Annotated in this window: 16 protein-coding genes; 6 read left to right on the top strand and 10 right to left on the bottom strand. The window is 72.1% G+C overall.

The window, feature by feature from the left end; genetic code table 11:
• Positions 1–29: 29 nt before the first annotated feature.
• Positions 30–878 (bottom strand): TrmH family RNA methyltransferase, encoded by an 849-nt coding sequence (locus GUI43_RS21770; RefSeq protein WP_225855454.1) that lies wholly within the window; start codon positions 876–878, stop codon positions 30–32.
• 50 nt (positions 879–928) lie between these two features.
• Here GUI43_RS21770 and GUI43_RS21765 point away from each other — a divergent pair, with 50 nt between their 5' ends.
• A complete protein-coding gene (locus GUI43_RS21765; protein ID WP_373861039.1) occupies positions 929–2818 on the top strand; it encodes a thiamine pyrophosphate-requiring protein in 1890 nt (629 codons plus the stop codon).
• A gap of 30 nt (positions 2819–2848) precedes the next feature.
• Here the strand turns inward: GUI43_RS21765 and GUI43_RS21760 are convergent, their stop codons facing one another.
• The 4 genes from GUI43_RS21760 to GUI43_RS21745 all read right to left on the bottom strand — a co-directional run bounded on the left by GUI43_RS21760 (position 2849) and on the right by GUI43_RS21745 (position 7864).
• Positions 2849–5047, bottom strand: coding sequence for a transglycosylase domain-containing protein (locus tag GUI43_RS21760; RefSeq protein ID WP_249037813.1), 2199 nt, complete (start codon positions 5045–5047; stop codon positions 2849–2851).
• Between the two features lie 311 nt (positions 5048–5358).
• Positions 5359–6126 carry a hypothetical protein gene (locus GUI43_RS21755; protein ID WP_112699662.1) on the bottom strand — a complete coding sequence of 256 codons (768 nt, stop codon included), beginning with the start codon at positions 6124–6126 and terminating at the stop codon, positions 5359–5361.
• Positions 6127–6278: 152 nt separating this feature from the next.
• Positions 6279–7385, bottom strand: coding sequence for an SPFH domain-containing protein (locus GUI43_RS21750; RefSeq protein ID WP_112603416.1), 1107 nt, complete (start codon positions 7383–7385; stop codon positions 6279–6281).
• Between the two features lie 5 nt (positions 7386–7390).
• Positions 7391–7864, bottom strand: a complete 474-nt coding sequence (locus tag GUI43_RS21745) for an NfeD family protein (protein ID WP_091403880.1) — start codon at positions 7862–7864, stop codon at positions 7391–7393.
• A gap of 120 nt (positions 7865–7984) precedes the next feature.
• Between GUI43_RS21745 and GUI43_RS21740 the strand changes: the two genes are divergently transcribed.
• Positions 7985–9286, top strand: coding sequence for a serine hydrolase domain-containing protein (locus tag GUI43_RS21740; protein ID WP_112603418.1), 1302 nt, complete (start codon positions 7985–7987; stop codon positions 9284–9286).
• A gap of 21 nt (positions 9287–9307) precedes the next feature.
• On the opposite strand, the gene GUI43_RS21735 is transcribed toward GUI43_RS21740, so the two are convergent.
• Positions 9308–10120 carry a DUF3097 domain-containing protein gene (locus GUI43_RS21735; protein ID WP_112583304.1) on the bottom strand — a complete coding sequence of 271 codons (813 nt, stop codon included), beginning with the start codon at positions 10118–10120 and terminating at the stop codon, positions 9308–9310.
• Positions 10121–10427: 307 nt separating this feature from the next.
• Between GUI43_RS21735 and GUI43_RS21730 the strand changes: the two genes are divergently transcribed.
• Together GUI43_RS21730 and GUI43_RS21725 are read left to right on the top strand one after the other, a co-directional pair.
• Positions 10428–11003 carry a TetR/AcrR family transcriptional regulator gene (locus GUI43_RS21730; RefSeq protein ID WP_112699661.1) on the top strand — a complete coding sequence of 192 codons (576 nt, stop codon included), beginning with the start codon at positions 10428–10430 and terminating at the stop codon, positions 11001–11003.
• Positions 11004–11167: 164 nt separating this feature from the next.
• Positions 11168–11962 carry an Rv1486c family protein gene (locus tag GUI43_RS21725; RefSeq protein ID WP_112582968.1) on the top strand — a complete coding sequence of 265 codons (795 nt, stop codon included), beginning with the start codon at positions 11168–11170 and terminating at the stop codon, positions 11960–11962.
• A 48-nt stretch (positions 11963–12010) separates the two neighbouring features.
• Here the strand turns inward: GUI43_RS21725 and GUI43_RS21720 are convergent, their stop codons facing one another.
• From GUI43_RS21720 to fabG, 4 genes are all read right to left on the bottom strand, one after another.
• A complete protein-coding gene (locus GUI43_RS21720; RefSeq protein WP_112582967.1) occupies positions 12011–12790 on the bottom strand; it encodes an HAD-IIA family hydrolase in 780 nt (259 codons plus the stop codon).
• A gap of 15 nt (positions 12791–12805) precedes the next feature.
• Positions 12806–13834, bottom strand: coding sequence for a ferrochelatase (locus GUI43_RS21715; RefSeq protein ID WP_112699660.1), 1029 nt, complete (start codon positions 13832–13834; stop codon positions 12806–12808).
• Between the two features lie 100 nt (positions 13835–13934).
• The gene (fabI, locus tag GUI43_RS21710) at positions 13935–14702 is read right to left on the bottom strand and encodes an enoyl-ACP reductase FabI (protein ID WP_112582965.1); all 768 of its coding nucleotides are present in this window, start codon (positions 14700–14702) and stop codon (positions 13935–13937) included.
• A 27-nt stretch (positions 14703–14729) separates the two neighbouring features.
• Positions 14730–15434 (bottom strand): 3-oxoacyl-ACP reductase FabG, encoded by a 705-nt coding sequence (gene fabG, locus GUI43_RS21705; protein ID WP_091403857.1) that lies wholly within the window; start codon positions 15432–15434, stop codon positions 14730–14732.
• 155 nt (positions 15435–15589) lie between these two features.
• Between fabG and GUI43_RS21700 the strand changes: the two genes are divergently transcribed.
• Together GUI43_RS21700 and GUI43_RS21695 are read left to right on the top strand one after the other, a co-directional pair.
• Positions 15590–16819, top strand: coding sequence for a sensor histidine kinase (locus GUI43_RS21700; RefSeq protein WP_146765945.1), 1230 nt, complete (start codon positions 15590–15592; stop codon positions 16817–16819).
• Positions 16816–17478, top strand: coding sequence for a response regulator (locus tag GUI43_RS21695; protein ID WP_091403852.1), 663 nt, complete (start codon positions 16816–16818; stop codon positions 17476–17478). Before GUI43_RS21700 ends, GUI43_RS21695 begins: the two co-directional genes overlap by 4 nt.
• Positions 17479–17538 lie beyond the last annotated feature (60 nt).

Below are 17538 nucleotides of genomic sequence, written 5' to 3'. Positions count from 1 at the left end.
GAACGCATGGCCATGCAAGCCGATGCGGTCTACTCGCCGCCGAACGGCGGATCCTCGCGGCCCAGCTCCCAGAACGCCACCGCCGCCGCAGCGGCCACGTTCAACGAATCCACGCCGCGGCGCATCGGAAGGACCACCCGCACGTCGCTGGCGGCCTGGGCCGCCGCGGTGAGGCCGGGCCCCTCGGCACCGAGCAGCAGCGCCGCCCGCTCGCGCTGCGCCGGGGTCAACCGCTGGATCGGTACGGCGTCCGGCGCGGGCGTCATGGCGAGCACTGTGAAGCCGGCCTCCCGTACCTGGTCCAGGCCCTCGGGCCAGCGGTCGAGCTTCGCGTACGGCATCGCGAAGACCTCACCCATGCTGACCCGCACACTGCGCCGGTACAGCGGGTCGGCGCAGGACGGCGACAGCAGCACCGCGTCGATGCCGAGCGCGGCGGCACCCCGGAAGACCGCACCGAGGTTGGTGTGGTTGTTCACGTCCTCCAGGAGCACGACCCGGCGCGCGGCGGCGAGCACCTCGGCCGCCGTCGGCAGCGGCCGGCGGTGGAACGACGCCAGCACCCCCCGGTGTACGTGGAAGCCGGTGGCACGTTGCAGCACATCCTGGGTCGCTGCGTAGACCGGCGCGTCGCCGGTGTCCAGGTCGGCGAGCTGGTCGACCCGCTTGGCGTCGACCAGGTACGACCGGGCCGGGTAGCCCGCGCGCAGCGCCCGGCGCAGCACCAGCTCCCCCTCGGCGATGAACAGGCCGTGCGGTGGTTCCCAGCGGGTGCGCAGCTCGACGTCGGTGAGCGCCCGGTAGTCGGCGATCCGGTCGTCGTCAGGGTCGGTGATCTCGTGGACGGGCACCCGACGATTCTGCCGGACGCGGAGCAGTGCGCCCCGACGCCCGTCCGACCGGGTGTTTTGTCCGAAGAAGAAGGGGAATGGCCGACGGACATCGGGACGCGACGGGAAGGACCAGCCAGGTGAGCGCAGACGACACCACGGCGGGCGAAGCGGGCGCCCTGCCCCGGCGTCCGACCGTCGCCGACCACATCGTGTCGCGACTGTTCAGCTGGGGCGTACACCGCTACTTCGGCTATCCCGGCGACGGCATCAACGGTCTCACCTCCGCGCTGCAACGCACCAACGGGCGGGCCCAGTTCGTCCAGGTCCGCCACGAGGAGACCGCCGGCTTCGCCGCCTCCGCGCACGTCAAGTACGGCGGCGGGCCGCTGGGCTGCGCGCTGGTCACCAGCGGGCCGGGCGCCATCCACCTGCTCAACGGCCTGTACGACGCGAAGCTCGACCACCAACCGGTGGTCGCCCTGGTCGGTCACACCGCGACCACCGCCGAGGGCGGCGGTTACTACCAGGAGGTCGACCTGCTCGCCCTCTACAAGGACGTGGCAGCGGCGTTCCTGGCCCAGCTCGATCACCCGGCGCAGGTACGCCACCTGGTCGACCGGGCGTGCCGGACGGCGCTGGCCCGGCGTACCGTCACGGCCCTGATCCTGCCGTTGGACCTGCAGGACGAGCCGGCCGTACCGAACCCGCCGCACGCCCACGGCTACTACCAGACCAGCAACGCGCCGAGCAGCACGCCGACGGTGCCGCCGGAGGCGGACGTGCGCCGGGCGGCCGAGGTGCTGCGCGGCGGGCAACGGGTTGCCATGCTGGTCGGTCAGGGCGCCCTCGGCGCGCGCGACGAGGTCCGCGAGATCGCCGACCGGCTCGGGGCCGGCGTGGCCACCGCGCTGCTCGGCTTCACCGCCGTCGACCACCGCGAACCGTGGGTGACCGGCGCGATCGGGCTGCTCGGCACCCGACCGAGCTGGCAGCTGATGAGCGGCTGCGACCGGCTGCTGATCGTGGGCAGCAACATGCCGTACTCGGAGTTCTACCCGCAGCCCGGGCAGGCCCGCGCGGTGCAGATCGACCTGGACGGCACCCAGCTCGGGCTGCGGTACCCGACCGAGGTGAACCTGACCGGCGACGCCCGCCCCACGCTGCGGGCGTTGCTGAACGAACTGGGCCCGGGCCCCGGGCCGACCGCCTGGCGGGCGGAGGTCACCGAGGCCACCTCGGCGTGGCGCCGGGTGCAGCACGACCTGGCCGAGCAGGCCGCCGACCCGGTCAACCCGCAGTTGCTCTTCCACACGCTGAACGAGCGGCTGCCCGACGACGTGCTGCTCGCTGTCGACTGCGGCACCACCACCGCCTGGTACGCCCGACACATCCAGGTACGCCCCAGCATGCTGGCCAGCCTCTCCGGCACGCTGCTGTCCATGGGTGGTGCCATGCCGTACGCGTTGAGCGCCAAGTTCGCCCACCCGGACCGGCCGCTGGTCGCCTTGATCGGCGACGGCGCCATGCAGATGAACGGCGTCAACGAGCTGATCACCGTGGCGAAGTACTGGCGCAGCTGGGCCGACCCGCGCTTCGTGGTGCTGGTGCTCAACAACCGGGATCTGGCGTTCGTCAGCTGGGAACAGCGCTCCACCGAGGGGACGCCGATGTTCCCGGACAGCCAGCAGTTGCCGGACATCGCCTACCACCAGTGGGCGGAGGTGCTCGGGCTGCACGGCGAGTTGATCGACTCACCGGACCAGGTGCGCGACGTCTGGGACCGCGCGCTCACCGCCGACCGCCCGGTGGTGATCAACGCCCTGGTCGACCCGGCGGAGCTGATGCTGCCACCGCACTTCACAGTCGAGCAGGCCCGCAAGACCGCCGCGGCGGTGCTACGCGGCGACACCGACTGGGCCGGAATCATCCGCCGCGGCCTCCCCGCCACCCTGGCCAGCTACCGCCCCCGGCGTCACGACCGCTGACCCGCCCCGCGGGCGGGTCAGGGCGGGTGGTCAGCCTCGGCGGTCCAGCCAGCGTTGGAGGGCTGAGCGGGGGTCGTCGGTGGGGTCCTGCCGGCGTTCCGGGACCGTTGGGCGCTCCACCGGGCGGCGCGCGTCGCCGGCCAGCTCACGGCTCGGTGCGACGAAGGCCTTCTCCGGTTGGCCCTTCACGGCGGTGGCGATGACCCGGGCGACCGCGTCGATCACCTTGGTCTGTACCGCCGACCCCACCGAGTCGGCCGGGTCGTCCGGGTTGGCGGCGATACCGGCCACCGCGACCTGCGGGGTGAAGCCGACGAACGTCTCGGTGGAGTTCTGCTCCGAGCTACCCGTCTTACCAGCCACCGGTCGGCCGTCGAGGATGTCGTTCACACCGGTGGCGGTGCCACCGTTGCACTGCCCGAACGCCGACTGCTGACCCACCGGGCAGCGGGCCGCGTCGGTCGCGGCACGGGCGACGTCGGCGTCGAGCACCCGCTTGCAGGAGGGCTGCCCCACCGGCACCTTCGTGCCGTCCGCGCCGGTCACCGAGACCACCGGCATCGGTGTGCAGTAGGTGCCCTCGGCGGCCACCGTGGCGTACGCGTTGGCCAGGTCCAGCGGAGTGGTGGCCGCCACGCCGAGGGTGAACGAACCCCAGTTCGCGGCGTTGTTCTTGGCGAAGTTGGCGTCCGAGTCGGCGCGGAACGTGATGCCGAGCCGCTGCGCCATCTGGACCACCTTGTCCTGGCCGACCTGCTCGGCCAGCCAGACGAAATAGGTGTTCACCGAGCGGCCGAAGCCGTCCCACATCATCCGGTACCCGTCCATCCAGTCCGGGTTGGCGTTCGCCGGGCACCAGTGACCGTCACAGCTGCCCGGCCCCTCGGCGGCGTACCGGGTGGGCAGCTTGGCGGGCGCGTCGAAACCGGTGGAGAGGGTACGGCCCGACTCCAGCGCGGCGAGCATCGTGAACAGCTTGAACGTGGAACCCGCCTGGTACCCGTCGACGCTGGCTCCGCCGGAGATCAGCGGGTTGACGGTGTTCGGGTGGTTCGCCTGCCCGCCCGGGTTGTCGGCGAGGCTGTAGTGCCGGTTGACCGCCATCGCCAGAACCCGCCCGGTGCCCGGCTGAACCGCCGCGATCGGCAGGGCGCGCTTGTTGTCGTACCCGTAGACCTTGGTGGCCTGCTGCTGCGCGGTGGCCTGGATCTTCGGGTCCAGCGAGGTGACCACTGTGTAGCCGCCCGAACGCAGTGCCTGCTCGCGCTCGGCGACGGTCGCCCCGAAGGCCGGCTGGGTCAGCCACCACTGGCGCAGGTAGTCGCAGAAGAATCCCCAGTCGTCGTGGCCCTGGGAGACGGCGGTGCAGCCGTTGGGCTGGGCGGTGGGGCGCAGCGCCAGCGGCTCCGCCTTGGCCTGGGCGGCCTGCGCGGCGGTGATTGCGTTGGTGGCGACCATCGAGTCCAGCACGTACGACCGGCGCGCCAGCGCCTCGTCCTTGTCGCCACTGATCGGGCTGTACGCGTCCGGGGACTGCACCAGACCGGCCAGCAGGGCCGACTCGGCGAGGGTCAACTGCGCCGGAGGCTTGCCGAAGTACCGCTGGCTGGCCGCCGCGATCCCGTACGCGCCGGAGCCGAAGTAGGCGATGTTCAGGTACCGGTCGAGGATCTCGTCCTTGCCGAGGCTCTTGTCCAGCGCGCTCGCGTACCGGATCTCCTGGATCTTGCGGCCCACTGTGGGATCGGTGGCGGCGGCACGCTCCTCGGCGGTGCGGGTGGGGTCGGTCTTGAGTACGTTACGGACGTACTGCATGGTCAGCGTCGAGCCGCCCTGCTCGGTGCCGCCACCCTTGACGTTGGCCACCAGCGCCCGGGCCAGGCCGCGCAGGTCGGCGCCACCGTGGTCGTAGAAGCGCCGGTCCTCAGCCGCCACGATCGCCTGCCGCATGACCGGGGCGATCTCCGACAGGGGGACGTCGGTGCGGTTCACGTCGTAGAACGTGGTGATCAGCGTCTTGCCGTCGTTGGCGTAGAGGTACGAACGCTGCGGCGTGGCCGGGGTCTTCAGCGAGGCCGGCAACGCGGCGTACGACCCGAGCGCGGAGCGGGCGGTGAGCCCGAGCAGCAGGTTGCCCGGCAACGCGGCGACTGCCAGGACAAGCCCGGCCAACACGCCAGCGAGCAGCACGGTGAAGAGCCGCGACAGCGGCGAGCGGGGGGCGGCCATGCTCCCCAGGATTGCCATGAAAGCCGCCAACCGACCACCCCCACCGGCCAATTGTCAGCAACTTCACGCCCACAGCCCAGCCCCCAGCCCCGCGCCTCCCCCGCCCCGCCCCGCCCCGCCCCGCCCCGCCCCGCCCCGCCCCGGTGATCATGGGGTTAGCGGGAGGTTTGATCACGGGATCGCCCGTCAACCTCATGATCACCGGAGCTGGGCGAGGGGCGGGCCCGAGGCCGGGTGGGTGGATGGGTGGGTGGGGCCGGGTGGGTGGGGCCGGGTGGGTGGGGCCGGGTGGGTGGGGCCGGGTGGGTGGGTTAGGGGTTTGGGGTGCTCAGGCTGGCGGAGGCGGCGTCTCTGGCGGTCTCGCGGGGCATCAGGCGACCGGAGCGGTAGCCGATGCCGATGCCGGCGATCAGCACGAAGATCGCGCCGAAGGTCTGCAACGAGCCGATCAGGGCACCGCCGAGGCCGAGCAGCGGCGCGGCGATGATCAGCATGACGCCGTCGCCGAGGCTGAAGGTGCCCGAGCGGGCCACCGCCCACCCGGTGAGGAACCAGCCCGCGCTGTAGAACGTCGCGCCGAGCAGGACCAGTGACCGCGCGGTGGCGCCGAAGACCGGCGTCTGCTCCTCGAACCCGGCGAACGGCAGCATCAGCACGGTGCCGGCGATGCTGACCAGCAGGCCGGCGGCGGCCACCCGGCGGCTGCGGGTCGCGGCCAGCAGCCCGGTGAGGGCCAGCAGCGCGAGCAGGCCGAGCCAGACCGCGGCCACCCAACCGATCAGGTACACCGCCCGGCCGTCGGCCGGATAGGGGTCGTTGCCCACCCCTCCGTCGCTGGCCATCGCCACCGCGCCGTACAGGATGGCGTACGCGGGCAGCAGCCAGACCGCCGCTCGCGCGAACCGACGTACCGACCAGGCCCAACTGGCGTTCGTGGCGGGGGCGCCCGGGGTCGGCTCGCCGACGAAGGGCAGTACGCCGAACCCGCCACCGCTGCGCCGGGAGCCCAGCGGGGCGACCGGGTCGTGCGCGCCGGGCACCGGGGCCGAGGACCACATCCGATTCGCCGGATCCTTCATGCGTCACCTCGCTCGTCGTCGAGCGGTGCACCGACGCGCCGGGGCGCCCCGATTGCCTGGTCACCACCCGTCCTAGGACCGATCGTGGCAGGCGTCGGAGCGCCCCATGAGTCTTTCTCGTATTTAGCCGACCGGGTGGCCGGCGTACAGGATCAGCCGCGCTCGCGCTGGTCGGCCGGGTCCTCGACGAGGCTGGTCGGCGACACCGGCTCCGGCGCGGGCAGCCCCTTCGACCCCTTGCCGCCGGTGGCCTGCGCCTCGGCGACGCGTACCTCGTCGTGGATCTGCTGGGCGGCGTCCGCCGCGGCCTGGGCCGCCTCCGCGGCCTCGCGCTCGACCTGGCTCGCCTGGTCCGCGGCCTCCGGTGCGGGCAGATCCCCCACCATCTGGCTCAGCCCACCGAGCGCGCCACCCATCCCCTCCAGGGCCTTGGTCAGCTCGGCCGGGATGATCCAGACCTTGTTGGCGCTGCCCTGGGCGATCTGCGGCAGAGCCTGCAGGTACTGGTAGGCGAGCACCTTCTGGCTCGGGTTGGCCTGGTGGATCGCGTCGAAGACCGTCCGGATAGCCTTCGCCTGACCCTCGGCCTGCAGGATCCGGGCCTGCCGGTCACCGTCGGCCCGCAGCACCGCCGACTGCTTGTCACCCTCGGCGGTGAGGATCACCGACTGCTTGTGCCCCTCGGCGGTCAGGATCGCCGCACGACGGTCCCGCTCGGCGCGCATCTGCTTCTCCATGGAGTCGCGGATGCTGGCCGGCGGCTCGATCGCCTTGATCTCGACCCGGGTCACCTTGATGCCCCAGCGGCCGGTGGTCTCGTCCAGCACACCCGAGAGGTGCCGGTTGATCTCGTCCCGGCTGGTCAATGCCCGCTCCAGATCGAGCGAACCGATCACGTTACGCAACGTGGTGACGGTCAGCTGCTCGATGGCCTGGAGGAAGCTGGAGATCTCGTAGGTCGCCCGGACGGAGTCGACCACCTTGAAGTAGAGGACCGTGTCGATCGAGACCACCAGGTTGTCCGAGGTGATCACCGGCTGCGGCGGGAAGCTGACCACCTGCTCCCGCATGTCGACCTTGGTACGGACCGCGTCGATGAACGGCACCAGCAGGTTGAGGCCGGGGCTGAGGGTGCGCTTGTACTTGCCGAGCCGTTCCACCACGTCCTGACGTTGCTGCGGCACGATCCGCACAGCCTTGGCCAGCGTTATCACGGCGATCAACGCCACCGCGATCACCACCACCCCGATTAAGGTCATTCCGTTCACCCTCTCGATTCCGGCAGCTCGCCGGCGGAAGAAACATCGTCCTGCCACACCAGGGCGGTAGCGCCCCGGACCTTTATCACCCGAACCCGTTGACCGGGGTCGTAGACCTGTGTCGTGTCGTACGACCGGGCGCTCCACAACTCACCGTCGATCTTGACGAGACCCTGCTCGGCGTCCACCCGTTCCAGCACCAGCGCCGTGGAGCCCTCGATCGCCTCCACGCCGAACGGCTGCTCGCCACTCTCCAGCGCGGAGCGGCTGTGCCGCCGGATAACCGGTCGGACCACCACCAGGCTCAGCGCCGACACCACCGCGAAGACCAGCGCCTGCACGGCGACCGGCGCGCCCAGGGCGGCCGCACCGGCGGCGGCGAACGCACCGGCCCCGAACATGATCAGAAATAGCGTCGTCGTGAAAATCTCGGCGACGGCCAGCAGCACACCCAAAACGATCCACACCACGGCGTCCACCACCCAATCGTGACACGCAAATGCACGCGCGACCTTCCCGTGAAGATCAGTAGGCTCTGCGAGACCCTTTCCGGCCCGTCAGAAACACCACGATCGGCGGCCCGACCCGAGGAGATCCCGTTGACAGTGCTCCCCGAGACCGCCCGACAGATCGACACCCGGGTCGCCCAGGCACAGGCCGACGGTCACACCCCGTCGCTGGTGCTGGGCGTGGTCCGCGACGGCACGCTCGCGCATGTGGCCGTCGCCGGCGAACACCCCCGCCCGGATGTCGACCTGCAGTACCGGGTGGGCTCGATCAGCAAGACGATGACCGCCACCCTGATCATGCAGTTGCGCGACGCCGGCCGACTGGCCCTGGACGACCGGCTGGAGCAGCACCTGCCGGGCACCGGTGTGGGCGAGCTCACAGTGCGCCAACTGCTCGGCCACGCCAGCGGCATCCAACGCGAACCGGAGGGCGACTGGTGGGAGCGGGCGGCGGGGGTCGATCTCGCCACAGTGCTCGCCGAGGTCGACGCCGACAAGATCGCTTACCCGCCGCACCGCGCGTACCACTACTCCAACCTGGCGTACGGGCTGCTCGGCGGGTTGCTCGAACGGCTCACCGGGACACCCTGGGCCGACCTGCTCGACGAACGGATCCTCACCCCGCTGAGCCTGCGCCGCACCACCTACGCGGCCACCGAGCCGTACGCCCGCGGCTACGTCGTCCACCCCTGGCACGGCACGCTGCGCGAGGAACCCCGCACCGACACCGGCGCCATGGCCCCCGCCGGGCAGCTCTGGTCGACTATCGAGGACCTGGGCCGCTGGGCAGCGTTCCTGGCCGACCCCGACCCGGCGGTGCTGGCCGCCGAGACGCTGACCGAGATGTGTGCCCCCGTGGTGATCAGCGACCTGGACTCCTGGACCGGCGGGCACGGCCTGGGGCTGGAGCTCTACCGCGACGGCGAGCGCGTGTACGTCGGGCACGGCGGCTCGATGCCCGGGTACGTGGCCGCCCTCCTGGTGCACCGGCCAACCCGTACCGCAGTGGTCGGTTTCGCCAACTCGTACGGCTTCCCGATCACCGGGCTCGGCCGCGAACTGCTGACCACCGTGCTGGACGCCGAGCCGGCGTTCCCGCAGCCGTGGCGGCCGGCCACCGCCGCGCCGGATGCCGAGTTGGCCGAGCTGACCGGCCGCTGGTGGTGGATGGGCACTTCGCTGGACCTGAGCTGGGACGCGGGTGACCTGGTGGCCCACGTACGCGGTGAGCGGGTGAGCCGGTTCACCGCCGAGGGGACGGACCGCTGGCGGGGACGTTCCGGCCCGGAGAACGGCGAGATCCTGTCGGTGCTGCGCGACGACAACGGACGGGCGGCGGCGATCGACATCGCCACGTTCGTCTTCACGCGCAGCCCCGACGAGGTTCCCTGACCGCCGGAAGGACCGGTCGGGTCAGGGGGCTTCGGTGACGAAGTCGATGAGGCGTTCCACGGCGTTGATCAGAGGGGTCTCCACGTCGGCGAAGCTGTTCACCCGGGACAGGATGTGCCGCCACATGTCGGCCGGCTCGGCCACCCCGAGGGCCGCGCAGACCCCCTCCTTCCACGGCCGCCCCGGCGGCACCACCGGCCAGGCCGCGATGCCCAACGCGGCCGGCTTCACCGCCTGCCACACGTCCACGTAGGGGTGCCCGGTAACCAGCACGTGCGGCGAGTTCACCCGGGCGACGATCCGGCTCTCCTTGCTGCCCGGCACCAGGTGGTCGACGAGCACGCCGAGTCGTCGGGTCGGGCCGGGGCCGAAGTTGCGCACCTCGGCGTCGAGGGCGTCGATGCCGTCCAACGGCTCGACCACCACACCCTCGATCCGTAGGTCGTCGCCCCAGATCCGCTCGACCAGCGCGGCGTCGTGGATGCCTTCCACCCAGATTCGGCTGGCCTTCGCCACCTGGGCCCGGACGTTGTCCACGGCGACCGAGCCGGACGCGGTCCGCCGACGGGCCGTCGGCACCGCCGCGCGGGTCGGGCGGCGCAGCGTCACCGGACGGCCGTCGAGCAGGAACGCCGCCGGCAGCAGCGGGAAGTTGCGCCGTTTACCGTGCCGGTCCTCCAACACCACCGCGCCGGCCTCGAAGCCCACCACCGCTCCGCAGAACCCGGAGTCGGCATCCTCGACCACGAGATCCGGTTCGGCGTCCACCTCGGGGGTGACCTTGCGCCGTCGCCAGTCGCCCGCCAACACGTCCTCGCCGTATCGCCCCGCCATGTCGATCACGCTAACTCCCCCACCATCACCCCGCCCCCCGACACACCGCCCCACCCACACCCCACCACTGTCTCGATCATGGGGTGGTTTCGAGTCGGCCCAGGGCGCTCTCGCCGCCCGGGCTCAGGTGGTACGCGTCGGTGAACCAGTCCGGCCCACGTGGGCTCTGGCAGTCCGTACATGGCCGTTCCTCCGTGACTTGGTGTTGCCTTGCCGTTCTGGCATGCTGCATATGCGGAACTTGGTTCCGCTATAGCGGACACGCGGAACATGGTTCCGTTTTCCAAGGGGTGTGACGGAGGCAACGGTGACCGGCACGGAGTCGGGCGTCCCGCGGAAGCAGCGGGCTGATTCGCGGCGCAACGAGACGGCGCTACTGGAGGCGGCCGCCGCGGCATTCGTCGTCTCCGGAGTCAACGCGCCGGTACGCAACATCGCCGCCAGGGCGGGCGTCGGCGTCGGGACGATCTACCGCCACTTCCCGACGCGGGCCGATCTGATCGTCGCGGTGTACCGACACCAGGTCGAGGCATGCGCCGAGGCGGGCCCGGTGCTGTTGACGGAGAGCGCCACACCGCACGCCGCCCTGGCGAGCTGGATCCACCTCTTCGTCGACTTCCTGGTCACCAAGCACGGCCTCGCCGAGGCGATGCGGTCCGACGACGCCGCCTTCCAGACGCTGCACGCCTACTTCCTCGACCGGCTCGTCCCCGTCTGCGCCGAACTGCTCGACGCCGCCAGCACAGCGGGCGAGATCATTCCTGGCATAGACGCCCTCGTCCTGATGCACGGCATCGGCAATCTCTGCATCGGCGCCGACAGCCCTGACTACGACGCGCGCCTCATGGTCGGACTCGTCATCGCGGGCTTGCGGGTGCGTTAGCGCACGGGGAGGTACGCGGGACACGGTCACGGGGCTGCCGGCCCGGGCGGACGAGTTGACCGTGCCCGCGGCCGAGGATCGGGCGAAGGGGGCAGTTGGGGGCAGGCCGGGCGACCGGAGCGGCAGCCGAGACAGGGCCGGTCGTGACCACGTACCCTTTCGGCATGTCCACCCCCGCAACGGGCGCGGCCACACTCGCGCCGCGCCGGTCCAGCCGGTTCGTTGCCTGGGTGCGCGCGTGGCGCGCCGGGTTGGTGCCCTACGACGAGGTCGCCGACGCCATCGCCGGCGACGAGGAACACCTCGTTGCGGACGCCCCGGGCACCTGGACCGACGTCCCGCTGGGCGCCGCGCTGCCCACCCTGGCCAAGCTCTCCCCGGACGAGATCCGCCTGGTGCTGCCCGCGCCGGGCGACCCGAGGGGTCTGCCCGGCCCCGGCGACTTCGCCGGTGCGGCGCTGGTCACGGGCGAGGCGGTGGTCGCCGGCGGGCTCGGGTTGATTCCCCAGGTGCGGCTGCACACCTCCGGCTCCGGAGACTGTTTCGAGACGGTGCTGTGGCGGGTCTACCCGCTGCCGGCCAACGCCGCCGCCGCGTCACTGTCGTTGCCTGGCGCGGCCGAGGCGGAGGCCGAGTTGGCCGCCGCGCTGGCCGAGACGACCGCCGCCCTGACCCGACTCGACGTGGCCCAGTGGCGGCCCGAGTTGGCCGGTGCGCTGGCCGCGCTCCGCCGTCCGGACGGCGCCACCGACCTGCCACCGGGCTTCGACCCGCGGGCCCGTCGGCTCTTCGCCCGGGCCGCGGTGCTCGACCGCGTGCTCGCGCTGGCCGGGCACTCCGCCCCGGGCGGGGCGATCAACAACTACGAGGCGCAGCAACGGGACGCGGCACTTCGCCCCCTGACCGCTGCCTGCCGGCAGGCGCTGGTGGCCGCCTGCAACGCTCCCCTGCGCCCCTGATCGGACCACCGCACGCAGCACCGCCGGCACGGAGCCGACCGGGGCAGTTCAGACCTCGTCGAGCAGGTCCGCTACCGAGTTGACGATCCGGGACGGGCGGTACGGGTAACGCTCCGCCTCGGTGCGGGTGCTGATCCCGGTGAGCACCAGGATGGTCTCCAGCCCAGCCTCCAGGCCACACAGGATGTCGGTGTCCATCCGGTCACCGATCATCGCGGTGCTCTCCGAGTGCGCGTTGATGGTGTTGAGCGCCGAGCGCATCATCATCGGGTTGGGCTTGCCCACGAAGTACGGCTCGACCCCGGTCGCCTTGGAGATCATGGCGGCGACCGAGCCGGCGGCGGGTAGCGCGCCCTCCACGGACGGGCCGGTCACGTCGGGGTTGGTGCAGATGAACCGGGCACCGTCGTTGATCAGGCGGACGGCCTTGGTGATCGCCTCGAAGCTGTAGGTGCGGGTCTCGCCGAGCACCACGTAGTCGGGGGCGAAGTCGGTCAGCACGTAGCCGACGGCGTGCAGCGCCGTGGTCAACCCGGCCTCACCGATGACGTACGCGGTGCCACCCGGCCGCTGGTCGGCGAGGAACTGGCCGGTGGCCAGCGCGGAGGACCAGATCGACTCCTCCGGCACGTCCAGCCCCATCCGGCTGAGCCGGGCCGTCAGGTCCCGCGGGGTGTAGATCGAGTTGTTGGTCAGCACCAGGAACGGCTTGCCGGAGGCGCGCATCCGGTTGATGAACTCCGGCGCGCCGGGCACCGGCTGGCCCTCGTGCACCAGCACGCCGTCCATGTCGGTCAGCCAACTCTGCACGGGCTTACGGTCATGCATGATGATCCTCAGAGGTCAGGGGCGACGGGTCGGCACGCAACAGACGGTGGGGCAGGTGTCCCACATGGGCAGCTCGCCCAGGCGGCGGCGCAGCTGCGCGCCGTCCGGGTCGGCCCGCTCGGTGACCAGCTCACGCACCATGGTCACGAAGCGCGGGTCGGTGCCCGGCGTGCCGGCCCGGACGAAGTCCAGGCCGAGCTGCTTCGCCGTCTCCAGCGCTTCGGTGTCCAGGTCCCACACGACCTCCAGGTGATCGGAGACGAACCCGATCGGGCTGACCACCACACCGGTGGTGCCGCCCTGCGCGAGGGCGGCCAGGTGGTCGTTGATGTCTGGCTCCAGCCACGGCACCTGCGGCGGGCCGGAGCGGCTCTGCCAGACCAGGTCGTACGCCAGGTCGGGTGCGGCGGCCGCGGCGACGAGCCGGGCGGTCTCGTGCAGCTGCGCCTCGTACCGGCCGCCGTGCGGGCCGGCGTTCGCCGCCATCGAGTTGGGGATGGAGTGGGCGGTGAAGACCAGCCGGGTGGTGTCCCGCTTCGCCGGGTCGAGCTGACCCAGCGCCGCCCGGACCGCGTCGACGTGCGGCTCGACGAAGCCGGGGTGGTCCCAGAACTGACGCAGCTTCTCGATCACCGGGGCGTCCGGGCCGACGGCGGCACGGGCGGCGGCGATGTCCTCCTGATACTGCCGGCAGGACGAGTAGCCGCCGTACGCGCTGGTGACGAAGGCCAGCGCCCGGGTGATCCCGTCGTCGCGCATCTGGGTCACGGTGTCGGCGAGCATCGGGTCCCAGTTGCGGTTGCCCCAGTAGATGGGCAGGTCGACACCGTGCGCGGCGAAGTCGGCGCGGACGGCGGCGAGCAGGTCCCGGCACTGCTGGTTGATCGGGGACACCCCGCCGAAGTGCTGGTAGTGCTCGGCGACCTCGACCAGTCGTTCGGGAGGCACACCCCGGCCCCGGGTCACGTTCTGCAGAAACGGCATCACGTCCTCGGGCCGTTCGGGCCCGCCGAAGGACACCAGCACCACCGCGTCGTACGACATGGGGTCATTCTTGCCCCTCGACCGGGACGTCCCGGCGACGCCCCCTGGTCCGGACGCGTAGATCACGCGGACGGTGACCAGGGAGCGTCAAGGTGCAGCGTCAGGAGCCGATGGCGTGGTAGCCGCCGTCGACGTGGACGATCTCGCCGGTGGTGGCCGGGAACCAGTCGGAGAGCAGCGCCAGGCAGGCCCGCGCGGCGGGCTCCTGGTCGGTGAGGCTCCAACCCAGCGGGGCACGCTCGGCCCAGGCGTCCTCGAACTGGTCGAAGCCGGGGATCGACTTCGCGGCGATGGTGCGCAGCGGCCCGGCGGCGACCAGGTTGCTGCGGATGCCCTGCTTGCCCAGGTGCAGCGCCAGGTAGCGGGACGCGGACTCCAGGCCGGCCTTGGCCACGCCCATCCAGTCGTAGACCGGCCACGCCTTCGTCGCGTCGAAGGTCAGGCCGACCACCGCGCTGCCGGGCGACATCAGCGGCAGCGCCGCCATGGCCAGCGACTTGTACGAGAAGGTGGAGACGTGCAGGGCGGTCGCCACGTCCTCCCAGGGCGCGTCGAGGAAGCCGCCGCCCAGGCAGCTCTGCGGGGCGAAGCCGATCGAGTGCACGACACCGTCGAGGCCGTCGACGTGCTCGCGTACCCGGTCGGCGAGGCCGGCCAGGTGCTCGGTGTTGGTGACGTCCACCTCGATGACCGGCGCCGGCTCGGGCAGCCGCTTGGCGATCCGCTCGACCAGGGAGAGCCGGCCGTAGCCGGTGAGCACGACCTGCGCGCCATTTTCCTGAGCGAGCTTCGCCACCGAGAAGGCGATCGAGGCGTCGGTGATGACACCGGTGACGAGCAGTCGCTTACCGGCGAGCAGTCCGGACATCGCTGATTTCCTCCGTAGTCAAAAGGGTTAGTGGCCCATGCCGAGGCCGCCGTCGACCGGGATGACGGCGCCGGAGACGTACCCGGCGCTGTCCGAGGCCAGCCAGGTGACCACGGCGGCGACCTCGTCCGGGCTGGCCATCCGGCCGGCCGGGATGGACTTGAGGATCTCCGCCTTGCGGTCGCCGGAGAGGCCGGCGGTCATGTCGGTGTCGATGAAGCCGGGCGCCACCACGTTCGCGGTGATGTTGCGGCTGCCCAGCTCCCGGGTGATCGAGCGGGCGACGCCGACGAGGCCGGCCTTGCTGGCGGCGTAGTTGACCTGCCCGGCGCCGCCGGCGAGGCCGACCACCGAGGAGATGAAGATCATGCGACCCCACTTGGCGCGGAGCATCTTGCCGGAGGCCCGCTTCGCGACCCGGAACGCGCCGGTGAGGTTGGTGTCCACCACGTCGGTGAACTGCTCCTCGGACATCCGCAGCAGCAGCGTGTCGGCGGTCATGCCGGCGTTGGCCACCAGCACCTCGACCGGACCCAGCTCGGCCTCGACGGCGGCGAACGCAGCGTCGATCGAGGCGGCGTCGGTGACGTCGGCGCGTACGCCGAACAGCCCGTCGGGTGCCTCGCCGCTGCGGTGGGTGACCGCCACCCGGTCGCCCTGCTTGGCGAAGGCCTGCGCGATGGCCAGGCCGATCCCCCGGTTGCCCCCGGTCACCAGCACGGTACGGGCCACTGTTCCCCCTTGCGAATGGTCAGCACGGACGCGTCGGAGCCTAGGCGTTACCGGCAGGTAAGCGCTAACGGGAGTCGCGTCACACTGGGGTACGACACCGGGATCAACCCCTGGTGGCACGCCTCGTGGCGGGGTCGGCCCGTAGCCTCCGGGTGGTGAACCGGCATCCGATCGCGGTGGGCCTGCGGGCCCTACGGCAGACACTGCTCGGCCCGGACGCCCGGCCCGAACGGCCGCTGCTGGCCCGCTGGCCCGGCCCGGCCCGCTACGCCGCGCCGGTCGGCCTGCTCGCCGCGCTCGGCCTCTTCCTGATCACGTTGACCGTGGAGAGCGACTGGGGCCTGCCGCCGCCGATCGCGCTCCTGTTCGCGGCGATGACCGTGGCGCCGCTGCTGGCGCTGCCCCGGCGTCCGCTGCTGGCCTGGCGGCTGACGGTGCTGGCCCTGCTGATCTGCACGTTCAACGCGCCGGCCGACCAGGCGTGGCCGTGGACCCCGCCGCTGGCACTCGGGTCGATCGCGGTGCTGGCGGTGGTCGTCGCACGGGTCGACCGGCCGGTGCTGGTCTGGGTGGTGACGATCAGCACGGTGCCGGTGCTCACCCTGGTCCATCCCGACAACCGGGTCCCCGTCCTGCTGCTGCTCGGCGCGCTGGCGATCGTCGGCGACCTGATCCGCCGCAACCGGCTGTCCCGGCACGCGCTGGCGGCGCAGGCCGAGCTGAGCGAGCGGGAGCAGGAGCGCCGCGCGGTGCTGGAGGAACGCACCCGCATCGCCCGGGAACTGCACGACGTGGTGGCGCACCACATGTCGCTGATCGCGGTGCAGGCGGAGACCGCCCCGTACCGGCTGACGGACGTGCCGGCCCCGGCAGCCGCGGAGTTCGTCGCCATCGCCGCGTCGGCCCGCGACGCGCTCACCGACATGCGGCGGCTCCTGGGGGTGCTGCGCAGCGAGACGAGCGGGCCGCAGACCGCGCCGCAGCCGGACCTCACCGACCTGGGCGCGATGGTGGACGCGGCACGCCGCGCCGGGCTGCCGGTCACTCTGGACGCCGAGCCGGTGGACGACGACCGGGTGCCCGCGCCGGTCGGGCTGGCCGCGTACCGCATCGTCCAGGAGTGCCTGGCCAACGCGGCCCGCCACGCTGCCGGCGCCGCGGTGCGGGTCACCGTCCGCGTCGGCCGGTCCGGTCTGGGAGTACGCGTCGAGAACTCCCCGGCCGACGTCCGACCGACCGCCGACGGCGGCTCCGGGCACGGGCTGACCGGCATGCGGGAACGGGCCACCTCGCTGGGCGGTACGTTCACCGCCGGGCCGCTGCCCGACGGGGGTTACGCGGTGGCGGCCGAGTTGCCGTACGACGCGGAGGGCGGGGACCGATGATCCGGGTGCTGATCGCCGACGACCAGGCGATGGTCCGGCAGGGTTTCGGCGCGCTGCTCGCCGCCCAACCGGATCTGCTGGTGGTCGGGGACGCCGCCGACGGCGCGCAGGCGGTGGCCGCCGCCCGCCACCTCGACCCGGACGTGGTGCTGATGGACGTGCGGATGCCGGTCATGGACGGGCTGGAGGCCACCCGCAAGCTGCTCGGTGACCGGTCGACGCAGCGACCCCGGGTGCTCATCCTCACCACCTTCGACCTGGACGACTACGTGTACGAGGCGCTGCGCGCCGGGGCCAGCGGGTTCCTGCTCAAGGACGCCCCGGCGGCCGATCTGGTGCAGGCGGTGCGGGTGGTGGCGGCCGGGGACGCGCTGCTCGCCCCGGGGGTCACCCGTCGGCTGATCGCCGAGTTCGCGGCCCGTCCGGACCGTCGCCGCCCACGCCCCACCGACCTGGCCGGGCTCACCCCGCGCGAGACCGAGGTACTGCGGTTGATCGCGCGGGGCCGCAACAACGCGGAGATCGCGGGTGACCTGGTGGTGGCCGAGCAGACAGTGAAGACGCACGTCGGGCGGATCCTGGCCAAGCTGGGTCTGCGCGACCGGGCCCAGGCCGTGGTGCTGGCGTACGAGACGGGTCTGGTGGCCGCCGGCGAGTAGCCCTGTGGAGCCAGCCCGGGAACGGCTCTGCGGGACGACGACCCGGCCCCGCCCCTGGGC

Source organism: Micromonospora noduli, from assembly GCF_003264365.1.
In the GTDB taxonomy this organism is placed as follows: Bacteria; Actinomycetota; Actinomycetes; order Mycobacteriales; family Micromonosporaceae; genus Micromonospora; species Micromonospora noduli.
The sequence above is the reverse complement of the archived record's forward strand: the minus strand, read 5'-3'. Positions and strand labels throughout refer to the sequence as shown.

Bases quoted from the DNA above. Each gene is read 5' to 3' on its own strand.
- GUI43_RS21765 (WP_373861039.1), top strand. From the start codon at position 929: ATGGCCGACGGACATCGGGACGCGACGGGAAGGACCAGCCAGGTGAGC.
- GUI43_RS21760 (WP_249037813.1), bottom strand. From the start codon at position 5,047: ATGGCCGCCCCCCGCTCGCCGCTGTCGCGGCTCTTCACCGTGCTGCTC.
- GUI43_RS21755 (WP_112699662.1), bottom strand. From the start codon at position 6,126: ATGAAGGATCCGGCGAATCGGATGTGGTCCTCGGCCCCGGTGCCCGGC.
- GUI43_RS21750 (WP_112603416.1), bottom strand. From the start codon at position 7,385: ATGACCTTAATCGGGGTGGTGGTGATCGCGGTGGCGTTGATCGCCGTG.
- GUI43_RS21735 (WP_112583304.1), bottom strand. From the start codon at position 10,120: ATGGCGGGGCGATACGGCGAGGACGTGTTGGCGGGCGACTGGCGACGG.
- GUI43_RS21725 (WP_112582968.1), top strand. From the start codon at position 11,168: ATGTCCACCCCCGCAACGGGCGCGGCCACACTCGCGCCGCGCCGGTCC.
- GUI43_RS21720 (WP_112582967.1), bottom strand. From the start codon at position 12,790: ATGCATGACCGTAAGCCCGTGCAGAGTTGGCTGACCGACATGGACGGC.
- GUI43_RS21715 (WP_112699660.1), bottom strand. From the start codon at position 13,834: ATGTCGTACGACGCGGTGGTGCTGGTGTCCTTCGGCGGGCCCGAACGG.
- fabI (WP_112582965.1), bottom strand. From the start codon at position 14,702: ATGTCCGGACTGCTCGCCGGTAAGCGACTGCTCGTCACCGGTGTCATC.
- GUI43_RS21695 (WP_091403852.1), top strand. From the start codon at position 16,816: ATGATCCGGGTGCTGATCGCCGACGACCAGGCGATGGTCCGGCAGGGT.